General features: G+C 73.0%; 8 protein-coding genes and 1 pseudogene. 6 read left to right on the top strand and 3 right to left on the bottom strand.

The features are described 5' to 3' along the window. Positions 1-4: 4 nt before the first annotated feature. Positions 5-5,521 carry an SDR family NAD(P)-dependent oxidoreductase gene (locus ACIP79_RS11850; protein ID WP_401222248.1) on the top strand — a complete coding sequence of 1,839 codons (5,517 nt, stop codon included), beginning with the start codon at positions 5-7 and terminating at the stop codon, positions 5,519-5,521. A gap of 11 nt (positions 5,522-5,532) precedes the next feature. Here the strand turns inward: ACIP79_RS11850 and ACIP79_RS11855 are convergent, their stop codons facing one another. Next, the gene (locus ACIP79_RS11855; protein WP_401222250.1) at positions 5,533-7,119 is read right to left on the bottom strand and encodes an MFS transporter; all 1,587 of its coding nucleotides are present in this window, start codon (positions 7,117-7,119) and stop codon (positions 5,533-5,535) included. A gap of 66 nt (positions 7,120-7,185) precedes the next feature. After that, on the bottom strand, positions 7,186-8,727 hold the full coding sequence (locus ACIP79_RS11860) for an AMP-binding protein (RefSeq protein ID WP_401222251.1): 1,542 nt from the start codon (positions 8,725-8,727) through the stop codon (positions 7,186-7,188). Between the two features lie 112 nt (positions 8,728-8,839). Between ACIP79_RS11860 and ACIP79_RS11865 the strand changes: the two genes are divergently transcribed. Further along, the gene (locus ACIP79_RS11865; protein WP_383687110.1) at positions 8,840-9,088 is read left to right on the top strand and encodes an acyl carrier protein; all 249 of its coding nucleotides are present in this window, start codon (positions 8,840-8,842) and stop codon (positions 9,086-9,088) included. Between the two features lie 59 nt (positions 9,089-9,147). Here the strand turns inward: ACIP79_RS11865 and ACIP79_RS11870 are convergent, their stop codons facing one another. Further along, complete coding sequence (locus ACIP79_RS11870) at positions 9,148-10,095, bottom strand: ACP S-malonyltransferase (RefSeq protein WP_401222252.1); 948 nt, start codon at positions 10,093-10,095, stop codon at positions 9,148-9,150. A gap of 205 nt (positions 10,096-10,300) precedes the next feature. On the opposite strand from ACIP79_RS11870, the gene ACIP79_RS11875 reads away from it, so the two are divergent. The 4 genes and pseudogenes from ACIP79_RS11875 (at position 10,301) to ACIP79_RS11890 (ending at position 25,030) form a co-directional block, all read left to right on the top strand. Beyond that, positions 10,301-11,905 (top strand): AMP-binding protein, encoded by a 1,605-nt coding sequence (locus ACIP79_RS11875; protein WP_401222254.1) that lies wholly within the window; start codon positions 10,301-10,303, stop codon positions 11,903-11,905. A gap of 512 nt (positions 11,906-12,417) precedes the next feature. After that, on the top strand, positions 12,418-13,281 hold the full coding sequence (locus tag ACIP79_RS11880) for an SDR family oxidoreductase (protein WP_387188234.1): 864 nt from the start codon (positions 12,418-12,420) through the stop codon (positions 13,279-13,281). 79 nt (positions 13,282-13,360) lie between these two features. Next, positions 13,361-24,409, top strand: a pseudogene (locus ACIP79_RS11885) (type I polyketide synthase); the annotation flags it as partial. Between the two features lie 45 nt (positions 24,410-24,454). Beyond that, positions 24,455-25,030: an FcoT family thioesterase gene (locus ACIP79_RS11890; RefSeq protein ID WP_401222256.1), complete on the top strand. Its 576-nt coding sequence runs from the start codon at positions 24,455-24,457 to the stop codon at positions 25,028-25,030.

Below are 25,030 nucleotides of genomic sequence, written 5' to 3' on the forward strand. Positions count from 1 at the left end.
CGCAATGGCGAACGACGAGAAGCTCCTCGGCTACCTCAAGCGGGTGACCGCGGAACTCCACCAGACCCGTCAGCGGTTGCAGGAGGTCCAGACCCAGGAGCGGGAGCCCATCGCCGTCGTCGCGATGAGCTGCCGCTACCCGGGCGGCGTCCGCTCCCCGGAGGACCTGTGGCGGCTGGTGGAGAAGGAGACCGACGCGATAGGAGCGTTCCCCGCCGACCGCGGCTGGGACACCGACCAGCTGTTCGACAGCGACCCCGACCGGCCCAACACCAGCTACGTCCGCGAGGGCGGCTTCGTCCACGACGCGGGCGAGTTCGACGCCGCCTTCTTCGGGATCTCCCCACGCGAAGCCCTCACCATGGACCCCCAACAGCGGATCGCGCTGGAACTCTCCTGGGAGGCGTGCGAACGCGCCGGGATCGACCCGTCGAGCCTGCGCGAGAAGCAGGTCGGCGTCTTCGTCGGATCCGGCGGCCAGGACTACGCCTACGTACTGGACACCATGCCCGAGGCGGAGGAGGCGTACCTGAGCACCGCCAACGCCGCCTCGGTGATCTCCGGCCGGATCTCCTACACGCTCGGTCTCGAGGGTCCCGCGCTGACCGTCGACACCGCGTGCTCGTCCTCGCTGGTCGCCCTGCATCTCGGCGCCCAGGCGCTGCGCCGCCGCGAGTGCGACCTCGCGCTCGCCGGCGGTGTCCTGATCATGTCGCTGCCCGCGCCGTTCATCGCGTTCAGCAGGCAGCGCGGCCTGGCGCCGGACGGACGCTGCAAGGCGTTCTCCGACGCCGCCGACGGCACCGGCTGGGCGGAGGGCGCCGGAATCCTGCTCCTGGAACGGCTGTCGGACGCCCGCCGCAACGGTCACCCGGTGCTGGCGGTCGTACGGGGTTCCGCGATCAACCAGGACGGCGCCTCCAACGGCCTGACCGCGCCCAACGGCCCCTCGCAGCAACGGCTGATCCGCCAGGCGCTGGCCGAGTCGCGGCTGACGGCCGCCGACGTCGACGCCGTCGAGGGCCACGGCACCGGCACCACGCTGGGCGACCCGATCGAGGCGCAGGCACTGCTGGCGACGTACGGGCAGGACCGGCCGGAGGACCGTCCGCTGTGGCTGGGCTCGATCAAGTCGAACATCGGGCACGCGCAGGCCGCCGCGGGCGTCGGCGGTGTCATCAAGACGGTGATGGCACTGCGGAACGGGCTGCTGCCCAAGACGCTGCACGTGACCGAGCCCTCGTCGCACGTGGAGTGGTCCGAGGGCGGCGTACGCCTGCTGACCGAGACCATCCCGTGGCCCGACAGCGGCCGGCCGCGCCGGGCGGGTGTCTCCTCCTTCGGTGTCAGCGGGACCAACGCCCACATGATCATCGAGCAGGCGCCGGACGAGACCGAGGAGGAGACTCCTGAGCTGCGCGACCCCGCGTCCTGGCCCGCCGGGGCCCCGGTCCCCTGGCCGGTGTCCGGGCGGGACGCCGCCGCGCTGCGCGCCCAGGCCGGGCGGGCCCTGGCGCACGTGGCGAGCGGCGCACCGGCGGGCGCGCTCGACGTCGGATACTCGCTGGCGACCGGCCGTGCTGCCCTGCACCACCGCGCCGTCGTGCTGGCGGGCGACACGGAGGAGGGCCTGCGCGGGCTGGCCGCGGTCGCCGACGGCGAACCGAACCCCGCCGTACTCGCCGGCTCCGCCACCGGCGGTCTGACGGCCTTCCTGTTCTCGGGCCAGGGCGCGCAACGATCCGGCATGGGCCGCGAACTGTACGAGGGATTCCCGGTGTTCGCCGAAACCCTCGACGCGGTGTGCGCCGAACTCGACCGGCACCTGGACCAGCCGCTCAAGGACGTGATCTGGTCCCCGGACGGACCCCTGGACCAGACCGTCCACACCCAGGCCGGACTGTTCGCCGTCGAGGTGGCGCTGTTCCGTCTCCTCGAATCCTGGGGAGTGACGCCCGACTTCGTCGCCGGCCACTCCATCGGTGAACTGGTCGCCGCCCACGTCGCCGGCGTCTGGTCGCTGGCGGACGCCGCCACCCTCGTCGCCGCGCGCGGACGGCTGATGCAGGCGCTTCCCCCGGGCGGGACGATGGCCGCCGTACAGGCCACCGAGGACGAGGTCACACCCGTACTCGGCGCCGCCGCGGTCGCGGCGGTCAACGGACCCGGCTCCCTCGTCGTCTCCGGTGCCGAAGCCGAAGTCGACCGGATCACCGCACACTTCGCCGCCCTGGGCCGCAGGACGACCCGCCTGAAGGTGTCGCACGCCTTCCACTCGCCGCTCATGGAGCCGATGCTGGAGGAGTTCCGCCGCGTCGCCGAAGGACTCACCTACGCCGAGGCCGCCATCCCCGTCGTCTCCAACGTGACCGGCACCGCGGCCACCGAACTGGCCTCACCCGACTACTGGGTACGCCACGTCCGCGACGCCGTCCGCTTCGCCGACGGCGTCGCGCACCTCCGCTCCGAGGGCGTCATCCGGTTCGTGGAACTGGGCCCCGACGGCGTACTGACGGCGTTGACCGAGGACATCATGGACCGCGCGCGGGACACGACGGCCCTCGCCGTGCCGGTGCTGCGGCGCGAGCACCCCGAACCCGCCGCGCTGCTCACCGCCATCGCTCGCCTGCACGTCGCCGGCGCCCCCGTCGACTGGAACGCGGTGTTCGCCGGACGCGGCGCCCAGCGGGTCGACCTGCCGACCTACGCGTTCCAGCGCAGGCGGTACTGGCCCGACGCGACAGGCACCCCCGCGGGCGCCGCCGACGCCGTCGGCGGCGCGGGGCTTCGGCCCGCCGGGCATCCGCTGCTCGGCGCCGTGGTCGCCACGCCCGGCTCGGGCGGCGTCGTCCTCACCGGACGGCTGGCGCTCGGCACACAGCCCTGGCTGGCCGACCACGACCTGCTCGGCAGCACGCCGCTGCCGGGCGCGGCGTTCGTCGACCTGCTCGTGCGCGCCGCCGACGAGGTCGACTGCGCGACGATCGACGAACTCACCCTCCACGAACCGCTGGTGCTCCCCGCCCGCGGCGCCCTCGCGCTCCAAGTGGTCGTGGGCCCCGCGGAGTCAGGCACCGGGCGGGAGATCACGAGGCAGGTGAAGGTCTACTCCCGGTCCGCGGACGCCGCCACGGACCTGCCGTGGACGCACCACGCCTCCGGCCTGCTCTCCCCGGACCGCGAACTCCCCTCCTTCGACCTGGCCGAGTGGCCGCCGCGAGGTGCCACCGCCATCGACGTCGACGACGCCTACGAACGGCTGCTCGTCCAAGGGCACGGCTACGGACCGGTGTTCCGGGCACTGCGCGGCGCCTGGCGGCGCGGCGACGACCTGTTCGCCGAGGTCGCCCTCCCCGAGAGCGGCGCCGGCGCGACCGGGTTCGGCATCCACCCGGCGCTGCTGGACGCGGCGACCCACCTCGACCTCATCGAGGGCGCGACCCACGGGGGCGGCGGAGTCGAAGCACGGCTGACGACCGGCTGGAGCCGGGTGAGCCTGTACGCGTCGGGCGCCAAGGCCCTGCGGGTACGGATCTCACCGGCGGACGGCGGAGCACGCGCCCTGGAAGCGGCCGACGAGACCGGGGCACCGGTGCTGTCCGCCGCCGCCCTGACGACGACCGGCGTCACCGCCGAGCGGCTGCGCTCCGCGGGGAGCGAGCGGCACGACCCGCTGTTCCAGGTCGCCTGGACACGCACGCCCCTCGAAGCGCCGCGCCTCACCTGTGCCGTGGTCGGCACGGACCTGCCGGGAGCGGGCGACGGGCTTCCCGCGTTCGCGAACCTTGCCGCCCTCGCCGAGGCTGACGTACCCGAACTGGTCCTCGTCGCGCCGCCCGCGCACGGCCCTGGCGGCACGCCAGCGGACGTGCACGGCGCCTCCCACGCCATGCTGGAGCTGGTGCAGACCTGGCTGGCCGACGACCGGTTCGCCGCGTCCAGGCTCGCCGTGGTGACCGAGGGCGCGGTCGCCGTGGCCGGCCACGAACACACCACGGACCTCACCGGCAGCGCGCTCTGGGGCCTGGTCAGGGTCGCCCAGGCCGAACACCCCGGCCGGTTCGTCCTGCTCGACACCGACGGGACCCCCGAGTCGGCACGGGCACTGCCCGCGGCGGCCTCCCTGACCGAACCCCAGATCGCGCTGCGCGCCGGCGAACCGTGGATCCCGCGGCTGGCCGACGGGGGACCGGCACCCGCGAGTCCCGCGCCCTGGAATCCCGACGGCACCGTGCTGATCACCGGCGGAACGGGCGGCCTCGGCTCCCTCGTCGCCCGGCACCTGGTCACCGGGCACGGTGTACGGCGACTGCTGCTGGCGAGCAGACGCGGTATCGACGCCCCCGGAGCGGCCGCACTGCGCGACGAACTCACCGCACTGGGCGCCAGGGTCGAGATCGCCGCGTGCGACCTCGCCGACCGGCGTGCCACCGCCGCCCTGCTGGACGGACGTACGCTCACCGCCGTCGTCCACACCGCGGGTGTCCTGGACGACGGGGTGATCTCCGCCCTGACGCCCGAACGGGTGGCCGCCGTGCTGCGCCCCAAGGTGGACGCGGCCTGGAACCTCCACGAACTCACCCGCGGGCAGGACCTCGCGGCGTTCGTCCTGTTCTCCTCCGTGTCCGGCACGCTGGGCGCCCCGGGGCAGGGCAACTACGCCATGGCGAACGCCTATCTGGACGGGCTCGCCGAGCACCGGCGCGGCCTGCGGCTGCCCGCGGTCTCGCTGGCCTGGGGGCCGTGGGCCGAGGCGGGGATGGCCAGGCGGCTCGGCGACGGCATCCGCGGGCACGAGCGCTCCGGGATACCGGCGCTGTCGACGCAGGACGGCCTCGCGCTGTTCGACCGGGCGCTGGCGCACGGCGCGGCCGTCCTGGTGCCTGTCCGGTTCGACATCGGCGTGCTGCGCTCGCACGCCGGATCCGCCGCGCTCCCGGCCATGCTGCACGGACTGGTCAGGGTCCCGGCCCGGCAGGCCGCCCGCGACGGAGGGACCGCCCTGCCCGCCGTACGCCTGGCGGGTCTGAGCGGCCCCGACCGGGACCGGTTCCTGCTGGAGCTCGTCCAGGGGCAGGTCGCGGCGGTACTCGGCCATGACGAGGGCGGTTCCGTCGAGCCGGACCGGGCGTTCAGCGAGCTCGGTTTCGGCTCGCTCACCGCGGTCCAGCTGCGCAACGCCCTCAACGCCGTCACCGGCCTCAGGCTGCCCAGCTCGCTCGTCTTCGACCATCCGACGTCCCGCGCCGTCGCCGCACTGCTGCTGGCGGAACTGGCGCCGGACGGCGAGACGGGGCCCGCGCTGGACGACGAGCTGCGGAACCTGGAACTGGCGCTGGAAGCGGCCGCACCCGACGAGGCGGAGCACGCGCGCGTCACCGCCCGGCTGCGCGCCATCACCGCGGCGTGGGTCGCGTCCGCACAGCCGGACGCCGACACCGCCGCCGGGCTGAACCTGGCAGCGGTGTCGGCGCAGGAGATGTTCGCCATCCTGGACGGCGAGCTGGAGACGCCCGCCTGAGCAGGCCCGGGTCAGCCGCCGGCGGACCCGGGGACGCTCTCGGCGAGCGGCGTCCCGGAGACGTCGGCGGCGGTGACCGGGGCCACGGCCTGCTGCCTCAGCAGCAGCGTGGCCACCACGGCGGCGACGACCATCACGACCGCGCCGATCACGGCGTTGACGTTCAGCCCGTGGACGAACGCCTCCCGGGCGCCCTCCAGCAGCCCGGACCCCGAGGGCTCCGGCAGTTGCTGAGCCACCTCGGAAGCTCCGCCCAGCGTCTCGCGCGAGGCGTGCAGCGCCTCCGGTGACATCCCGGACGGGACCGTGTCCTCCATGTCGGTCCGGTAGATCGCCGCCCCGATGCTCCCGAGGATCGCGACACCGAGCGCGGCGCCGAGCTGGTTGGCGGTCTCCGAGAGTGCCGACGCGGCGCCCGCACGCTCCGGCGGAGCCGCGCTGAGGATCATGTCGGCGGTCAGTGTCAGCGCGACGCCGAGCCCGGCGGCCACGCAGACGACGCCGCCCACCAGTACCGCGAGGTTGGAGTGCACACCGACCTGGGTCAGTACGAGGAACCCGACCGCCGTGATCAGCAGTCCCACGCACACGATGTACGCCGGACGCACCGTGCGGGCGACCCCGGTCGCGACCGTGGTGGCGAAGGCCACCGCCACCGGCGCGGGCAACGACCACAGTGCGGCCTCCAACGGGCCCATGCCGCGCACGAGTTGCAGCCACTGGGTCGAGAAGAGCGCGAACCCGACGAGCGCGAAGAACGCCACGACGTTCACCGCCATCGGCGCCGAGAAGCTGCGCAGCCGGAACAGGCTCAGGTCGATCAGCGGATGGCGTGCGGTGCGCTGCCGTTGGACGAAGGCGGCGCCGATCAGCGGTCCCGCGATCAGTGCCAGCACCGCGACCAGGCTCACACCGTCCTGCGCCATCGACTTGATCCCGTAGATCACCGGCAGCACGGCGCCCAGCGACAGCACCGCGCCGAGCAGGTCGAACCCGCCGGGCCTCGGATCGCGGTACTCGGGGATCAGCCGCGGGGCGAGCGCCAGCAGCAGCACCATCGCCGGGACGTTGATCAGGAACACCGAACCCCACCAGAAGTGGTCGAGCAGCACTCCGGACACCAGCGGTCCCAGTGCGGCGCCGCCGGCGAACCCGGCCGTCCAGATCGCGATCGCGGTGCGTCGCTGGGCGATGTCCTGGAACATGTTGCGGATGAGCGCCAGCGTGGACGGCGCGAGGATCGCGCCCGCCACACCGAGCAGCGCACGGGTGCCGATGAGCGCCCCCGCGCTGCCGGCGTAGGCGGCGGCGACCGAAGCGGCGCCGAACAGCGCGGCACCGATCATCAGGAGCCGTCGGCGCCCGAACCGGTCCCCGAGCACGCCCATCGGGATCAGCAGGCCGGCGAGCAGGAATCCGTAGATGTCGAGGATCCACAACTGCTGGGCGCTGCTCGGTTCCAACGACGCCGTGATGAACGGGACGGCGAGGTAGAGGACTGAGATGTCCATCGAGATGAGCAGATTCGCGAGGACCAGGACGGCGAGTCCCACCCACTCTCGCCGCCCGGCCAGCTTGGGTGATTCGGTGATGGACATTGATCCTCCGTCGGGAGACATGATCGGTCGGAGCCGGGCCGTTCTCGGCGGGCCGGCGTGGTTCGCTCAGGGCGCGCCGGTCGAACCGGCCGCCGCCGCGAGGCGGGATCGGTCGATCTTCCGGTTGGTGTTCAGCGGGAAGGACTCGACGTGCCGGAACGCCCGCGGCAGCATCCCCTCGGGCAGCTCCCGCCGCAGTTGCCGGGCGAGCACCGAGGGGGAGCCGGGAACTCCGGTGTAGAACACCACCAGTTCAAGCCCCCCGCCGGCCGCCGGGCGGGTCACGGTCACCGCGTCCTCGACTCCGGCGCACGCGCGTACGGCGTCGTCGACCTCGGCGAGTTCGACCCGCCATCCCTGGATCTGCACCTGGGCGTCCAGCCTGCCCAGGTAGACCAGTTCACCGTCGTCCAGCCGCCGGACCCGGTCGCCGGTGCGGTACCAGGTCCGCCCGCCGTACCGGAGGAAGCGGCCCTCGTCGTCGGCGGGGTCGAGATAGCCGGACGTCATCTGCGGGCCGGTGATGCACAGTTCGCCCTCCGTTGCGGCCGGGCTCCCGTCAGGACCGAGCAGCAGATGGTCGTGGCCCTCGTGCACGGCGCCGATCGGCGCGTTGCCGTTCACCCCGAGGGCGGGGGAGAGCCGCGGCGACCAGCGGTGGCCGGTGACGGTGACGGTGAGCTCGGTCGGGCCGTACAGGTTCTCCACCGCCGAACGGGGCGCGGCGCGCTGCCAGTCGGCGGCATCCGCGCACCGCAGCGCCTCACCGGCGAACAGGCTCCAGCGCAGTGACGGCAGCGCGCCGGGCGCCAGGCCTCCCATCCGCCGGACGAGGGCGATCGCGCTCGGCGTGGAGAACCACACGCTCAGCCCGCGTTCGGCGGCGAACGCGGGCAGGTCGGTGTAGGCGCGGACGGGCACGGTGTGCACACTCGCCCCGGCGCCCCAGGCGCAGAACAGGTCGAACACCGCGCAGTCGAAGTTCAGCCCGAAGGTCTGCGAGAAGACGTCCTCGGGGCCGAAGTCGTAGCGGGCGTCCAGCAGCGAGAAGTAGTGGTGCGTGCTCGCGTGCGTGATCGGCACGCCCTTGGGGCGGCCGGTCGAGCCCGAGGTGAAGAGCATGTAGGCGGGGTCGTCCGGCGCGACCGGGCGCGGCGTGTCCAGGGCGTCGCGCGGGCCGGCCGGTATCACCGGGAACCGGTCGGCGCTCCCCGGTTCGGACGCCAGCACCGGGAGGTCCAGTTCGGCCCCCTCCAGTGCGGCCAGCCCCGCCCGGTCGGCGATCACCGCGGACACTCCGGCCGCCTCCAGCATCCGCCGGGTGCGGACGGCGGGAAAGTCCGGGGCGAGCGGTACTGCCGCCGCGCCGGCGTACAGCGTCGCGAGCAGTCCGGCGTAGGACGCGGGGCCCTTCTCCGCCAGCACGCCGACGGCTCGGGGCGGGCCCGCGGGCGCGGCCAGCAGCGATCCCGCCCACCCGAGCGCCCGCTCGTGCAGAGCCTCGTAGGTCATGGTCCCGGCGTCGGTGCGGAAGGCGGGACGTCCGGGTGAGGCGGCCAGGCCGCGCAGGAAGCGCCCGTGCAGCGCGTGTTCGGGTATGTCATTCATTCCGTCATCCGTGGAAAGGGGTCGATAAGGGTTGTCCGCCGCGCGGGCGGCTGCTTAGCGTGGTCCACGGCACACGTCATTTCCTCGGCCCCGACACCATTCAGGAGTGAGCATGTGGGATTCTCGATTCGAGGAACTTCTGCGGCAGCGGCTGCCTTTTCTCCCGGCCGACGACTCGCTGGCCCGGGACAGCAGTCTGCGTGACTTCGGCCTGGATTCCATGGGTGCGGTCGAATTGCTGGCGTCGCTGGAGAACACCTTTCAGGTACGGTTCGTCGACGAAGCGCTCGACATGGCCAACTTCGCCACACCCGGCACACTCTGGACGACGCTCTCCCGGATGAGAGAAACCGCCGTCTGAAAGGTTCAGCAGTGACGCCGACGGGATTCGCGGGCATTTACTGATCATTTTCGCGGTGGTCATACGGCGACATCCCGGCGGCGTGGCCGCATGGCCATCTGCGGACTGAGCGCGACGACCTCGAAATGGTCCGTCACGCCCCGCACCCGTCCCCACAGATTGTCGGGACCGCACACATGGAGCGTGCCGACGCCGAGGCCCCGCAGGGTCTCCATCACCGTCGGCCACCGCACCGGCCGTACCGCCGCGTCCAGCAGCAGCGTGCGCAGCTCCTCGCCCGTCCTCAGCAGCGAACCGTCGTGGTCGGAGACGACCGGGAGCGCCGGGTCGCCGAAGGCGACATCCGCGTACACCTCGCGCTCCAGCGTCTCCCGCAGCGACCGGAACGCGCTGGAGTGCATGGGCGGGCGCATCGTGGACAGGGGCAGCCCGCCCAGTGCCCGCAGCCGCGCGTTCAGCCATTCGAGCCGGTGTTCGCGCAGCGAGAGCATGTAGAAGTCGTGGTCGACGTGGCAGGAGATGTCGTACCAGTCGCCCCGGTCGTCCAACTCCCGCAGCACCTCGGCCAGTTTGTCCTCGGGGGTGCGGGCGAACGACTGGGTGACCACGTCACGGTGCTCGCGGGTGAAGTACTCCTCGATGCGCCGGCCCGTGGCGGCGGTCAGCCGCACCGCCTCGGAGAAGTCCAGCGCGCCGGAGTGCACCGCCGCGGGCGTCCCGCCGAAGCTCGGCCCCGCGTAGGCCACCGGCTCGGGCCCGAGTGTCTCGGCCGCCCACTCGGCCATGGCCAGGCAGTTCACCAGGAACGCGATCCGTGCGGATTCCTCGTAATCACCCTCAGCGGCGCGGAAACGATCGAGAAGAGAGTATCCGAGCACCTGGTCCGCCGCCGCAGAAAGTCGACGGGCCGCCGGATTCATGAGCATGAATTTCCCGACGTTCGAGAAACTCGCCGGACTGATTGCGGGAAAGACGATCGCGGCTTCCGTACGGAGGCCGGTATCCATATATCTTTCTCTCCTCGGGAGTAGGATCTGCCGCCGGTAGTGTGGCTTCCCAAGTCTGCACATCACCCCCGTACCGGCAGTACCCCTAATACCCCCTAAGCGAGGGCCCGCTGAACGGCGCGCCTTGTCCGCCCCGAACGCGCCATGGTAGGGAGGCCTCTATATTGCCGATTCACGCGCTTGCTCGCTAGTAGAGGTGAACCGTATGAGCGTGAACACGAAACGACCGGCCCGTGTCCAGAACACGGTCGACAACCTTTATCGGTACCTGATGAGAGCATCGGAGTCCACGCCCGACAAACCCGCGGTGGTCGAACTCGCGGACAGCGGGGACGGCCTGGCGACGACCACCTACGCGCAGTTGCGCGAGCGGGCCGAGACCTGTGCCGACGCGCTCGCCGACCTCGGACTCGACGTCGGCGACCGGGTGGTTCTGGAGTCGGACACCTCGGCGTCGGCGATCGGGCTGTACGCGGCCTGCTGCCTGCTCGGACTGCCGTTCGTCCCGGTGAGCCCCGAGACCCCGACCAAGCGGCTGCTGTCGATCATCGACAGCGCGCGCCCCGCCCTGTACCTGCAGACCACCCGCGGGGGCCGCGACGGCATCCCGCCCGAGGTCGGCACCGCCAGGTTCGGCCCCGACGGGCTGACGGTCGAGCGCGCCCCCCAGCCGAGGACCCGGCACCGGCGCGAGGTCGTCCCGACGGACCCGGCGTACATCATCTTCACCTCCGGCACGACCGGCCGCCCCAAGGGCGTGGTCATGAGCCACCGCGCCAACACCGCCTTCTTCCGCGCGGTGTTGGAACTCGGCCTCGTCACGCCCGACGACCGCGTCGCCACCACGTCACCGCTCCAGTTCGACTTCTCCCTGCTCGACATCGGCATGGCGCTCGGCGCCGGGGCGACCGTGGTCGCGGTACCGCGCGACCGGCTCCGCTGGCCGCGGCGCTTCCTCGGCTTCCTCCGCGACGCGGGCGCGACCCACGTGCACGGAGTGCCGTCCATCTGGCGGCCCGTGCTGCGCACCGAACCCGACGCGCTGGCAGCGCTCGCACTGCGCCAAGTGCTCTTCTGCGGCGAGGAGTTCCCGATGGGTGAACTGCGCCGGTTCCAGGCGCTGTCGCCGTCGACGCGGATCGTCAACTGCTACGGCGCCACCGAGTCGATGGCGTGCTCGTTCACCGACGTGCCGAACCCCCTCCCCGACGACCTGGAGCGGCTGTCGATCGGCTTCGCGCATCCGGGAGCCGAGATGATGCTCGCCGACGAGCGCGGCCGGCCGGTCACCGGGACCGGCGTCGTCGGGGAGATCTACCTGCGCGGCCCCTCGCTGTTCAGCGGCTACTGGAACGACCCCGACGCCACGCGGGCGGCGCTCGTGCCCGACCCGCTGAGCCCGGCCTCGGGCCAGATAGTTTTCCGCACCGGCGATCTGGCGCACCGGGGTAGCGACGGCGAGATGTACTTCCGATCGCGCGCCGACTCGCAGGTCCAGATCCGCGGCAACCGCGTCGAACTCGCGGAGGTGCAGCGCCGGCTCATGGAGTTCCCGGGCGTCGCCGCCGCGGTGGCGATGGTGGTGCCCGGCTCCGGTGCCGACCCGCTGCTGTGCGCCTTCGCCGTCATGGAGCGCGGCGTCCCCGAACCCGACCGCAGGGAGCTGCGCGCCCACTGCGCGGAGGCGCTGCCCGACTACATGGTCCCGCAGGAACTCCACGTCCTGGAGGAGCTGCCCGTCACCGAGAACGGCAAGGTCGACCGGACGGTGCTCGCCGCGCGCCTCACCACCGGCCACGCGGCCCGCTGAACGCCTCACCACCGGCCAGGCGGCTCGCTGAAGGCCGAGCTCCGTCGCCGGCCGGCGCACGACCGGCGGCACCCGCTCGTCCCGCATCCGAATCGGCGGAATCGGCGGAATCGGCGACGACGGCGCACCGGATTCCAACTCCCGTACGGCTAAGGGCTGTCCCGTAATCCCCGGTGGATCAGCGCGCGGCGTCAGATGCGGTGCATCGCAAGGCGGAGGGTCGTCCTCATACTGGGCGTATTCGGGCGATCCGACAACGCGGCGAGGTGCCGTAGCTGTCGTCGTGCGCCCGCCGGGGATTACGGGACAGCCCTTAGGGGCCCATAAGGGTTGGTGGCCGTAGGGGCCGCGGGTAGCGTTCGGCGCGAACGGTGCATTGGCCCACCCGATTCCCGCCGTTGGGCGTCGCGAGGCGCGACCATCCCATTTCCGTGGCCGGCTGTGACGCCACATTTCCCATTCCGAAAACGCGGACAGGAAACAGGTCCGCGGACAAGACACGGAGAAAACAGATGAAGGTATTCGTCACTGGCGGAACGGGCGTCGTGGGCACGGCGCTGGTGAGCGAGCTGTGCTCCCGCGGCGTCGAGGTCTCGGTCCTGACCCGCAGCGCCGAGAAGGCCGACGCGCTGCCCGACGGCGTCCGCGGCGTCGTCGGCGACCTGCTGGACTACAACCTGCTGCTGGAGGAGTTCGGCGCGGCGGACGCGGTGTTCCTCAACCTCCCCGTCGGCGAGGCCGAGACCTACCAGGGCATGCTCGCGGTGGACGCCGCCAGGCGTGCCGAGGTCGGGCACCTGGTGTACGTCTCCACCCAGGATCTGGAGAACCTGTTCACCCCGCCGCACTGCGGGGTGAAGGTCGCCGTCGAGAAGTCGCTGAAGGCCTCCGGCGTCCCCTACACGATCCTGCGCCGCAGCGAGCTGATGCAGAACGACGTCGGCGCCAAGGACATGCTGCTCATGGGCGTGTACGGCATCCCGCTCGGCGAGATAGGCGTGTCCCGGGTGGACGTCCGCGATGTCGCCGAGGCCGCCGCGATCATCCTCACCTCACCCGGCCACGACGGCGTCACCTACACCGTCACCGGCCCCGAGCCCGTCACCGGACAGTTCGTCACCGACACCTGGAAGCGCGTGCTCGGCGTCGAGATCGCCTACGTCGGCGGTGACCTGGACTCCTGCTCGCTGATCCTCAACCAGATGATGCCGCAGCACCTCGCCCGCGACCTGTGGCTGATGTACGAGCACTACGACCACAACGGCTACGTCGCCGCGGCCGAGGACATCGAGGCCGTGACCAAGCTGCTCGGCCGCCCGCCGCGCTCCTTCACCGAGTTCGCCGAGGAGATGGCCGCGGCCTGGAAGGCTGCCTGACCCGGAATCGCGGGGCCCTGGGAGACGTCGGCGAACGGTGTCACGATCGTGGAGTGCGCGGATGAGTGAATTCGGTGAACCCGGTGGCACGGACGGCGCGGAATTCGCCGCCAGGCTGGCCGCCGGGTCGGCGGCGGAGAAAAACCGCCTGCTGCTCGACCTGGTGCGTGCCGAAACGCTCGCCGTGCTGCGAAAGGCCGATCCCGGGGCGTCGGAGAGCATCGACGCCGAAAGGCCCTTCCGGGACATAGGAATAGATTCCCTGGGCCTTGTCGAACTGCATTCCAGACTGACGGCGGTGACCGGCCTCTCCTTGCCGGTGACCATCGGATTCGACCATCCGAGCCCGGCGGAACTGGCCGAGTACGTGCGCGCCGAAGCGCTGGGGCTCCCTGCCGTCCAGCCGCTCGCCCCGGAGCGGCCGGCCGCCGACGACGACGAGCCGATCGCGGTCATCGGGATCGGGTGCCGCTTCCCTGGCGGAGTCGCCTCACCCGAGGACCTGTGGCGGCTCGTCGCGTCCGGCACCCACGTGATCTCCGACTTCCCGGCCGACCGCGGCTGGGACCTGGACGCCCTCTACGACCCCGACCCGGACGTCCCCCGCACCAGCTACGTCAGACAGGGCGGATTCCTGGACGGCGCGGGCGACTTCGACGCGGCCTTCTTCGGCATCAGCCCCAAGGAGGCCCTGGCGATGGACCCGCAGCAGAGACTGCTGCTGGAGACCTGCTGGGAGGCGCTGGAACGCGCGGGCATCGACCCCGGCCGGCTGCGCGGCACCGAGGCCGGCGTGTTCATCGGCGTGGAGCCGCACGAGTACGGCCCGAAGACCCATCAGGCGCCCGACGGGCTGGACGGGCACCTGATGCTCGGCAACCTGCCGAGCGTGGTGTCCGGCCGCGTCGCCTACACCCTCGGTCTGGAGGGGCCGACGCTGACCGTCGACACCGCCTGCTCGGGTTCGCTCACCGCACTGCACCTGGCGGTGCGGTCGCTGCGCGGCGGCGAGTGCGCGCTCGCGCTGGCCGGCGGGGTGACCGTGATGTCGAGCCCGGGCACGTTCACCATGTTCAGCCGGCAGCGCGGCCTGGCCGCGGACGGCCGCTGCAAGGCGTTCGCCGCCGCCGCGGACGGCACCGGCTTCGCCGAGGGCTCCGGAGTCCTCGTCCTGACGCGGCTCTCGGACGCACGCCGCTCCGGACACCCCGTTCTCGCCGTGGTACGCGGCAGCGCGATCAACCAGGACGGCGCGAGCAACGGCCTGACCGCGCCGAACGGACTCGCCCAACAGCGCGTCGTGCAGCGCGCGTTGGCCGACGCGGGCGTCACCGCCGCGCAGGTCGACGCCGTCGAGGCGCACGGCACCGGCACCCGCCTCGGCGACCCGATCGAGGCACGCGCCCTGATTGCCTCCTACGGCACCCACCACACCGCCGACCGCCCCCTGTGGCTGGGCTCGGTCAAGTCGAACATCGGGCACACCGGTGCCGCGGCGGGAGCCGCCGGCCTGATCAAGATGATCATGGCGATGCGGCACGGCACGCTGCCTGCCACCCTGCACGTGGACGCGCCGTCCCCGCACGTCGACTGGTCGGCCGAGACCGTACGGCTGCTGACCGCGCCGGTGCCCTGGGAGCCCGCCGACGGACCACGCCGCGCGGGCGTGTCCTCGTTCGGCGCGAGCGGCACCAACGCCCACGTGATCATCGAGCAGGCACCCGACGCCGAACCCCACCCCGTAGAGGCCGGGCCGGTCGCGGACCGGGTGACGCCCCTCGTGCTGTCGGCGCGCGGTGAACCCGCCCTGCGCGCCCAGGCGCGGCGGCTGAGCTCGCTCCTCGCCGCGCCCGACCCCCCCTCGCTGGCCGACGTCGCGTACTCGGCGGCCACGACACGGGCCGCCCTTGGCCACCGCGCGGCGGTCGTCGCCGCCGACCGCGAGGAGGCGGCACGCGCCCTGGCCGCCCTCGCCGACGGCGGCCCGCTGTCCGCCGGCCCGGTCCCCGACCCCCGCACCGCGTTCCTCTTCACCGGCCAGGGCAGTCAACGGCCGGGAATGGGACGGCAGTTGTACAAGGCCTTCCCGGTGTTCGCGCGGGCGCTCGACGAGACCGCCGCGCACCTGGACATCCAGCTCGAAGTGCCGCTGCTCGACGTGCTGTTCGCCACCGACCCGGCCAGATCCGCCCTCCTCCAGCAGACCGACTACGCCCAACCCGGCCTGTTCGCCCTGGAGGTGGCGCTGTTCCGCCTGCTGGAGTCGTGGGGCATCGCACCCGACTACGTCGCCGGTCACTCGGTCGGCGAACTCACCGCTGCCCACGTGGCGGGCGCGCTCTCCCTGGAGGACGCCGCGCTGTTGGTCGCCGCACGCGGACGCCTCATGCAGGAACTGCCGCCGGGCGGGGCGATGGTCGCGCTCCAGGCGTCCGAGGAAGAGGTGCTGCCGCGCCTGACCGGAAACGCCGGGATCGCCGCCGTCAACGGGCCCGAGTCCGTGGTGGTCTCCGGTGACGAGGACGCGCTCGCGCGGATCACGGACCACTTCGCGGCCGAAGGACGCAGGACCCGGCGGCTGCGGGTCTCGCACGCCTTCCACTCGCCGCTCATGGAGCCGATGCTCACCGAGTTCCGGCGCGTCGCCCAGGTGATGGACCACATGCCCCCGCGGATCCCGATCGTGTCGAACGTGACGGGACGCCCCGTCGTGCCCGACGCCGAGTACTGGGTGCGGCACGTCCGCGAGGCCGTCCGCTTCCACGACGGCGTCCGCTGGATGGAGGCCGAGGGAGTCACCACCTTCCTCGAACTCGGCCCCGACGCCGTGCTGTCGGCGATGGGCCCCGACTGCCTCGCCGACGAGAGCACGGACGCGGCCTTCGTGGCCGTCCTGCGCGCCGGACGCGAGGAGGAACGCGAGCTGGTCGCGGCCGTCGCCCTCGCCCACACCCGTGGCGCCGGCCCGAACTGGGCGGACTTCTTCGCTGAACGCGGCGCCCGGCGCGTGGACCTGCCGACCTACCCGTTCCAGCGAAGGCGCTACTGGCTGGAGGAGGCCGTTACGGCACCCGGGCGGGACACCACCGGCCATCCGCTGCTGGACACGGCGATCGGCCTGGCGGACACCGGCGGGACGGTACTGACCGGACGCCTGTCGGTGCGCACCCAGCCCTGGCTCGCCGACCACGTCATCGCCGGCACCGTACTGCTGCCCGGAACGGCCTTCGTCGACATGGTGATCCGCGCCGGGGACGAGGTCGGCTGCGGCACCGTGGAGGAACTGACGCTGGAGGTACCCCTCGCGCTGCCGGCCGAGGGCGGCGTCACCGTGCAGGTCGTCGTCGGCCGGCCCGACGAATCCGGCCGCCGCTCCACCGACGTCCACGCCCGGCCGGACGACGACAGCACCTGGACACGGCACGCGAGCGCACTGCTGGCTCCGTCCACCCCCCTGGACACGCCCCCGCCGTCGCCCGGCACGACGCAGTGGCCGCCACCGGACGCCGAACCGGTCGACGTCTCCCAGCTGAACCAGCCGGGCTCCGCCTACGAGTTCGGCCCCATGTTCCAGAACCTGCGCGCCGCGTGGCGCCGGGGCGACGAGGTGTTCGCCGAGGTCGCCCTGCCCGAGGAGGCACATTCACAGGCCGCGCGGTACGGACTGCACCCGGCCCTCCTGGACTCCGCGCTGCGCCCCGCCGACCTCGTGGGCGACCGCGCCCGGACGGGCGACGAGGCCTGGCTCCCGTTCGCCTGGAACGGCGTGACCCTGCACGCCTCGGGCGCGACGGCCCTGCGCGTACGGATCTCCCCGGCCGGCCCCGAAGCGGTGTCGCTCGACATCACCGACACCTCCGGCGCCCCCGTCGCGACGGTGGCCTCCCTCGTGGAACGCCCCGTACCCGTCGCACACCTCACCGGCACCGCGAAGCGACCCTCGCTGCTCCAATTGCGCTGGGAACCGACGCCGACGCCCGCCGCTCCCGCCCGAGGCGGCTGGGCCGCGCTCGGCACCGGTGAATTCGGACCGGACGCCACGGAGTACGCCGACCTGGACGCCCTGAGCGCCGCCATCGCGTCCGGCGCTGCCGTACCCGAAGCGGTGCTGGCCCCGTTCCCGCCCACGGACGGCGAACCCCACGACGCCGCGCGGGCCGCGACCCACCGTCTGCTCGACCTGCTCAAGCGCTGGCTGGCCGAGGAGCAACTCGCCTCCTCCCGTCTCGTGCTCGTCACCGAGGGCGCGGTGGCCGCGCGCGAGAGGGAGACCCCCGACCTCGGCAGCGCACCGCTGTGGGGCATGGCGCGCTCGGCCCAGGCCGAGCATCCCGGCCGGTTCGTCCTCGCGGACCTCGGCGCCGACACCGCGCGAGGGCTGCGCGGCGCACTGGCCACCGGGGAACCCCAGTTCGCGGTGCGCGGCGACACGGTCCTGGTGCCCCGGCTCGCCGACGTCGCCGCACGCGACACCGCCCCGGCCGCCCCCTGGGACTCCACGGGCACGGTGCTCATCACCGGCGGGACCGGCGGACTCGGCGGCCACCTCGCCCGGCACCTGGTCGTCGAGCACGGCGTCAGGCACCTGTTGCTGGCCGGCCGCAGGGGCTCGGACGCGCCCGGCGCCGCCGACCTCGCGGCGGAGCTGACCGGCCTCGGCGCCTCCGTCACCGTGACCGCCGTCGACGTGGCCGACCGGGACGCGCTGGCGGCACTGCTGGCCGCGGTCCCGCAGGACCACCCGCTCACCGGCGTCGTGCACACCGCGGGCGTGGTCGCCGACGGCCTGGTCGGGACCCTCACCCCCGAGCGGGTCGACGACGTACTGCGCCCCAAGGCGGACGCGGCCTGGCACCTGCACGAACTGACCCGGGACCTGGACCTGTCGGCGTTCGTCCTGTACTCCTCCGTCGCGGGCCTCATGGACGGCCCGGGGCAGGGCAACTACGCCGCCGCGAACGTCTTCCTCGACGCGCTGGCCGAGCTCCGCCGCGCCGCCGGCCTCCCCGCGAACTCCCTTGCCTGGGGCCTGTGGCCGGGAGACGGCATGGGCGCCCGGCTGGACCAGGCCGCCCTGCGCCGCGCCGACCGCTCCGGCCTGGTGCCCCTCACACCCGGTGAGAACCTCGCCCTCCTCGACCTGGCCCTGAGCGAGGGCCCGGCCGTGTCCGTCCCCGTCAGGGTGGACGCCGCCGCGCTCCGCGACCGCGCCGACGGCGTGCCGTCGGTCCTGCGCGGCCTGGTCCGCGGCCCGGCCCGGCGGACCACCTCCGCGACCGCCCCGGCCGCCGGGGGAGCGCCGCTCGCCGCCCGGCTCGCCGGACTGCCCGAGGCCGAACGCGACCGTGTCGTCCTGGACCTGGTCCGCACCCGAGTCGCCCAGGTGCTGGGGCACGACGGCGCGGACGCGATCGAACCCCGCCGCGCCTTCAGCGAGATCGGTTTCGACTCGCTCGCCGCGATCGAACTGCGCAACGGGCTCAACGCGGCCACCGGGCTGCGGCTCCCCTCGACCCTGGTCTTCGACTATCCGAACCCCACCGCTCTCGCCGCCCACGTGCTGGCCAAGGCGTCCGGCACGGGGGCGACCGCCGCCGCCCGGCCCACCGCCGCAGCCACCACCACCGTCTCCGACGACGACCCGATCGCGATCGTCGCGATGGCCTGCCGTTACCCCGGCGCGGTGGAGTCGCCCGAGGACCTGTGGCGGCTGGTGGCCGAGGGCCGGGACGGCGTCACGGCCTTCCCCGAGGACCGCGGCTGGAACGTGGCGGACCTCTACGATCCCGAGCCGGGCAAGCCGGGCAAGAGCTACATCCGCGAGGGCGGCTTCCTGCACGACGCCGCCGACTTCGACGCCGGCCTCTTCGGGATCAGCCCCCGCGAGGCCCTCGCGATGGATCCGCAGCAGCGGTTGCTGCTGGAGACGTCCTGGGAGGCGCTGGAGCGTGCCGGGATCGACCCGCTGTCGGTCCGCGGCACCGCCACCGGTGTGTTCGCCGGGATCATGTACCACGACTGGGCGACCCGGCTGGCGAAGATCCCCGAGGACCTCGCCGGTTACCTCGGCAACGGCAGCGCGAGCAGCGTCGCCACCGGACGCGTCGCCTACGCGCTCGGCCTGGAGGGCCCGGCGGTGAGTGTGGACACCGCCTGCTCCTCCTCGCTGGTGGCCCTGCACTGGGCCATGCAGTCGCTGCGGCGCGGCGAGTGCTCCCTGGCACTGGCCGGCGGAGTGACCGTGATGGCCACCCCCGACACCTTCGTGGACTTCAGTCTTCAGCGTGGGTTGTCGCGTGATGGCCGGTGTAAGTCGTATGCGGCTGGGGCGGATGGTACGGGGTGGGGTGAGGGTGTGGGGATGCTGTTGGTGGAGCGGTTGTCGGATGCTCGGGCCCTTGGTCATCCGGTGTTGGCGGTGGTGCGTGGTAGTGCGGTGAATCAGGATGGTGCGTCGAATGGTTTGACGGCGCCGAATGGTCCTTCGCAGCAGCGGGTGATTGTGCGGGCGTTGGCGAGTGCGCAGGTGTCGTCGGATCAGGTTGATGTGGTGGAGGGGCACGGTACGGGTACGACGTTGGGTGATCCGATCGAGGCGCAGGCGTTGTTGGCGACGTACGGTCAGGGTCGTTCGGTCGGGGATCCGTTGTGGCTGGGTTCGGTGAAGTCGAACATCGGGCATGCGCAGGCTGCGGCTGGTGTGGCGGGGATCATCAAGATGGTCAAGGCCATGGAGCATGGTGTGTTGCCGCGGACGTTGCATGTGGATGCGCCGTCGTCGCAGGTGGACTGGTCCGCTGGTCGTGTGGAGTTGCTGACGGAGGCGCGGGAGTGGCCCGAGGTGGGTCGTCCGCGTCGGGCGGGGATCTCCTCGTTCGGGATCAGCGGGACCAACGCGCACGTCATCATCGAAGCGGCCCCCGCACCGCTCGCCGAGGAGGACGCGGCCGACCCCCAGCCGCTGCCCGGCCCCGGATCCGTGTCCGCCGGGGGAGCGGTCCCCTGGGTGATCACGGGCAGGACGCCGGAAGCCCTGCGGGCGCAGGCCGCCCGGCTCCGGGCCCGCACGGACGACCTCGGTGACCGGGACCCGGCCGCCGTCGGCCACGCACTGGCGACCACGCGCGCGGCGATGGAGCACCGCGCGGTGCTCGTCGGGTCCGGCCACCAGGACCTGGCGCGCGAGTTGGACGCACTCCTGAACCAGGACACCCCGCACGGCATGATCCAGGGACCGGCGACCGACGGTGGGCTCGCGTTCCTCTTCACCGGACAGGGCGCCCAACGACCTGGAATGGGAAGGGAGTTGTACGGCAGGTTCCCGGCCTTCGCGAAAGCGTTCGACGCGGTCTGCGCTCTGCTGGACGAACATCTCGAACGCCCCCTGCGCGAAGTGCTGTGGGAGGAGACAGAACTCCTCGACGAGACCGCCTGGACCCAGGCAGGACTCTTCGCAGTCGAGGTCGCGCTGTTCCGGCTGCTGGAGTCCTGGGGCCTGCGGCCCGACCACCTGGCCGGCCATTCGATCGGCGAGATCGCGGCGGCCCACGCCGCCGGCGTGCTGTCCCTGAACGACGCCACGACGCTGGTCGCGGCGCGTGGACGCCTCATGCAGGCGCTCCCACGCACCGGGGCCATGGTCGCGGTCGCGGCCCCCGAGGCGCAGATCGTGCCCCTGCTGACCGCCGGGGTGGCGATCGCCGCGGTCAACGGCCCGTCCTCGGTGGTGATCTCGGGCGAGACGGACGCGGTCCTCGACACCGCCGCGCGGCTCGCCGCCGACGGCACCAGGACGACCCGGCTGCGGGTCTCCCACGCGTTCCACTCCCCGCTGATGGAACCGATGCTGGAAGACTTCCGCCGCGTCGCCGAGAAACTCACCTACGGCCGCCCGCACATCCCGGTCGTGTCGAACCTGACCGGTGAGACCGCCGACCAGGGCTCGGCCGACTACTGGGTGCGCCACGTCCGGGAGCCGGTCAGGTTCGCCGACGGCGTGCGGTTCCTGACGGCCGCCGGTGTAACCACGTTCGTCGAGGTCGGCCCCGACGCGGTGCTCTCCGCGCTGGGCAGGGAGTGCGTCGACGGCGACATCGAGTTCGTGCCCTTGCTGCGCCGCGACCGGCCCGAGGAGCACGAACTCGTGTCCGGCGTGGGCACGGCCTACGCCCGCGGCGCGCACGTGGACTGGGACGCCTTCTTCGCCGGGCGGCCCCGTGACACGTCGATCACCCTCCCGACGTACGCGTTCCAGCGGCGCCGTTTCTGGCTCGACGCGGGCGACCACGCACACGGTGACGTCGGCCTCGCCGGGCTGGAACCGGTCGACCACCCGATCCTGCGCGCGGCCCTGGACACCCCGGGCTCGGACCAGGTCGTCCTCACCGGCCGCCTGTCCAAGGACGCCCAGCCCTGGCTGGCCGAACACGCCGTGCTGGGTTCGGTACTGCTGCCCGGCACCGGATTCGTGGAGCTGGCCCTCACGGCGGGTGCCCACGTCGGCTGCGGCACACTCACGGAACTCACCCTGGAGGCGCCGCTCGTCCTGCCCGACCGGGGTGCGGTGGCCCTGCGGGCCGTCGTGGACGGTCCGGACGACGACCGGTCCCGGACGATCGCCGTCCACTCGCGCCCCGAGAGCGAGCCGGACGCGCCCTGGACCCGGCACGCCACCGGCGTGCTCGGAGCCCTCACCGAGGAGCCCGCGTTCGACCTCGCCGTATGGCCACCCGCCGGGGCCACCCCCGTCGACGTGACCGACGCCTACGAACTGCTCGCCGATCGGGGTTACGGCTACGGCCCGGCCTTCCGCGGGCTGCGGGCCGCGTGGCGTCGCGGGGACGAGGTCTTCGCCGACATAGCCCTGCCGGACACCGCCCGCGACGACGCGGCGCGCTTCGGCCTGCACCCCGCGCTGCTGGACGCCGCTCTGCACGCCGAGTCCCTGGACGACGACGGCGCGACGAGCGTCCCCTTCGCCTGGGAAGGCGTGACACTGCACGCCGCGGGCGCCTCCGCCGTACGCGTGCACTCCCGACCGGCGAGGGACGGTGACGCCACGTCACTGCTGATCGCCGACGAGTCCGGCCGGCCGGTGGCGACCGTAAAGTCCCTGACCGGCCGGCCGCTGTCGGCCGAGCAGCTCGCGAGCACCCGGCGCGGACCGCTGTTCCGCGTCGCCTGGACCCCGTGGTCCGGCCCCACCGGTACCGCGGAGCGGTTCGCCGTCGTGGGCACCGGCCGGTTCGCGCCCGGCGGCTCCTGGTTCGAGGACGCGCCCCGGTACGCCGATCTCGCCGCCCTGGCGGAAGCGGCGGCGCCCGTGCCCGGACTCGTGCTGTTCCCGTGCCCGGCGCCTGCCGGTGAAGTCCTCCCCGGCGTACGCGCGACGACCGACGCGGTGCTGGAGGTCCTGCGGGACTGGCTGGCCGACAAGCGTTTCGCCGAGTCCCGGCTGGCCGTCGTGACGGCGCGTGCCGTGGACGCCGGTGACGGACCGATCGACGTGCGGCAGGCACCGGTGTGGGGCCTGGTCCGCGCGGCACAGGCCGAGAACCCCGGCCGGTTCGTCCTGCTGGACCTCGACCCGGACGCCACCGGCGCCACCGCCCCGCCGCTCCCCGTCGACGTCGACGAGCCCGAACTCGCGGTGCGCGGCGCCGAGGTTCTGGTGCCCCGGCTGGTTCGGACAGCGGGAGCCGTGACCCGTGACCAGGTCGCCGCCGCGACCCGTGAGCAGGACGCCGCCGTGACCCGTGAGCAGGACGCCGCCGTGACCCGGGATCCGGACGCCGCCGTCACCTGGGACCCCGACGGCACCGTCCTCGTCACCGGCGGGACCGGCGGACTCGGCGCCCTGGTGGCGCGGCACCTGGTCACGGCGCACGGTGTACGTCGGCTGGTGCTGGCCGGGCGGCGTGGACCGGCGGCGCCCGGCGCCGCGGAACTCGCCGCCGAGCTGACCGGCCTCGGCGCCGAGACCGAAGTGGTCGCCTGCGACACGGCCGACCGTGACGCGCTGGCCACGCTCCTGGCCGCGATACCGGCGGACCGGCCCCTCACCGGCGTGGTGCACCTGGCGGGGATCCTCGACGACGGGCTGATCGACTCACTGACCCCGGACCGGATGGACGGGGTGCTGCGCGCCAAGGCCGACGCCGCCTGGCACCTGCACGAACTGACCCTGGACACCGGCCTGTCGGCGTTCGTGCTGTTCTCCTCGGTCAGCGGCCTGATGATGGGCGCCGGCCAGGGCAACTACGCCGCCGCGAACACCTTCCTGGACGCCCTCGCCGTACACCGCCGCTCGCTCGGCCTGCCCGCGACGTCCCTCGCCTGGGGACTGTGGGACGAGACCGTCGGCATGGGCGGCCGACTCGGCGAGGCCGACCGGAAACGTGTCCGCGCCTCCGGAGTCCCGCCGCTGGCACCCGCCGAAGGGCTCGCCCTGTTCGACGACGCGCTGGCGGCAGGCGAGACACTGCCGGTGCCGATCCGGCTCGACGCGGCGGCACTGCGCGCCGCCCACGACGGCATCCCCGCGCTGCTGCGCGGCCTGGTGCCGCCCGCACCCGCCGGACCCACCCGTACCGCCGCCGCGGGGCCCTCTCTCGAACGGCGGCTCGCCTCGCTCGCCGGCCACGAGGAGCGGGAGGCGCTCCTGCTCGACCTGGTGCGCGCCGAGGTCGCGGCAGTCCGGCACGACGACCCCTCCGCCATCGACCCCGGGGCCCCGTTCACGGCGCTCGGACTCGACTCGCTCGCCTCGATCGAACTGCGCAACCGGCTGGGCGCCGCGTCCGGGCTCCGGCTGTCCGCGACGCTCACCTTCGACCACCCGACGCCCGCCGAACTGGCCGCGTTCCTGCTGGACGAACTCCTCCCCGAGGGCGCGCCCCCGGACGAGGACTCGGTCCGGTCGGCGCTCGCCACGATCCCGCTCGCCCGGCTGCGCGAGTCCGGACTGCTCGACACCCTGCTCGGCCTCGCGCGGACCCGTGCGCCGGAACCCGAGAGCGTGCCCTCGCCACGGCAGGCGCCGGACCACGACGACGACCGGACCGAGGAGATCAGGAGCATGGGCGTCGAGGACCTGCTCCGTGCCGCCCGCCGCGCGGCGACGACCTGAGCGACCCGGGCGGAACGGACCGACCTTGAGATGGAGGGACCGGCAATGACGGAAACGATGGACCGCATGGCCGACCAGGCGCTGCGGTACCCCACCGACGAGGACCTGCTCGCCCAGGTGCTGCGCCCCTACCGGGCGAAGAACTGCGAGTACCTGAAGACGGCCGTGGTCGGCGTCGACGCTGACCCGGACGGCAGGAACCGGGTCGGCGCCGCCTGCACCTTCCAGATCCCCGAGTCGTGCTACATCGACGACACCGGACACTTCAACTCCGTGGAGTTCAACATCTGTTACAACCAGATGTTCTACTACCTCATCGCGAAATCCGTCCGCGAGAGCGCGCTCGAACCCTTCGCGCACTGGACGATGGACGACTTCTGGGCCCGCCAGCTCGGCGACATCCTGATCACCGACTTCCGCAGCACGTTCCGCCGGCCGATGGGCGCACGCCTCTTCCACGGCGAGATCGAGATAGCCGACGTCGCCGAGTGGGACGGCAGCGACATCCGCGACGCCCTCGTGGTGATCCGTACCAAGTGCCGCTACTGGGACGACCGGGGCGGCGACAGCCACGGCGAGGTCACCGTCGCGATCCTCAATCCGCCGCAGAGCGGTCCCTGA

Source organism: Streptomyces sp. NPDC088747 (genome assembly GCF_044751025.1).
In the GTDB taxonomy this organism is placed as follows: Bacteria; Actinomycetota; Actinomycetes; order Streptomycetales; family Streptomycetaceae; genus Streptomyces.

Bases quoted from the DNA above. Each gene is read 5' to 3' on its own strand.
- ACIP79_RS11850 (WP_401222248.1), top strand. From the start codon at position 5: ATGGCGAACGACGAGAAGCTCCTCGGCTACCTCAAGCGGGTGACCGCG.
- ACIP79_RS11855 (WP_401222250.1), bottom strand. From the start codon at position 7,119: ATGTCCATCACCGAATCACCCAAGCTGGCCGGGCGGCGAGAGTGGGTG.
- ACIP79_RS11860 (WP_401222251.1), bottom strand. From the start codon at position 8,727: ATGAATGACATACCCGAACACGCGCTGCACGGGCGCTTCCTGCGCGGC.
- ACIP79_RS11865 (WP_383687110.1), top strand. From the start codon at position 8,840: ATGTGGGATTCTCGATTCGAGGAACTTCTGCGGCAGCGGCTGCCTTTT.
- ACIP79_RS11870 (WP_401222252.1), bottom strand. From the start codon at position 10,095: ATGGATACCGGCCTCCGTACGGAAGCCGCGATCGTCTTTCCCGCAATC.
- ACIP79_RS11875 (WP_401222254.1), top strand. From the start codon at position 10,301: ATGAGCGTGAACACGAAACGACCGGCCCGTGTCCAGAACACGGTCGAC.
- ACIP79_RS11880 (WP_387188234.1), top strand. From the start codon at position 12,418: ATGAAGGTATTCGTCACTGGCGGAACGGGCGTCGTGGGCACGGCGCTG.
- ACIP79_RS11890 (WP_401222256.1), top strand. From the start codon at position 24,455: ATGACGGAAACGATGGACCGCATGGCCGACCAGGCGCTGCGGTACCCC.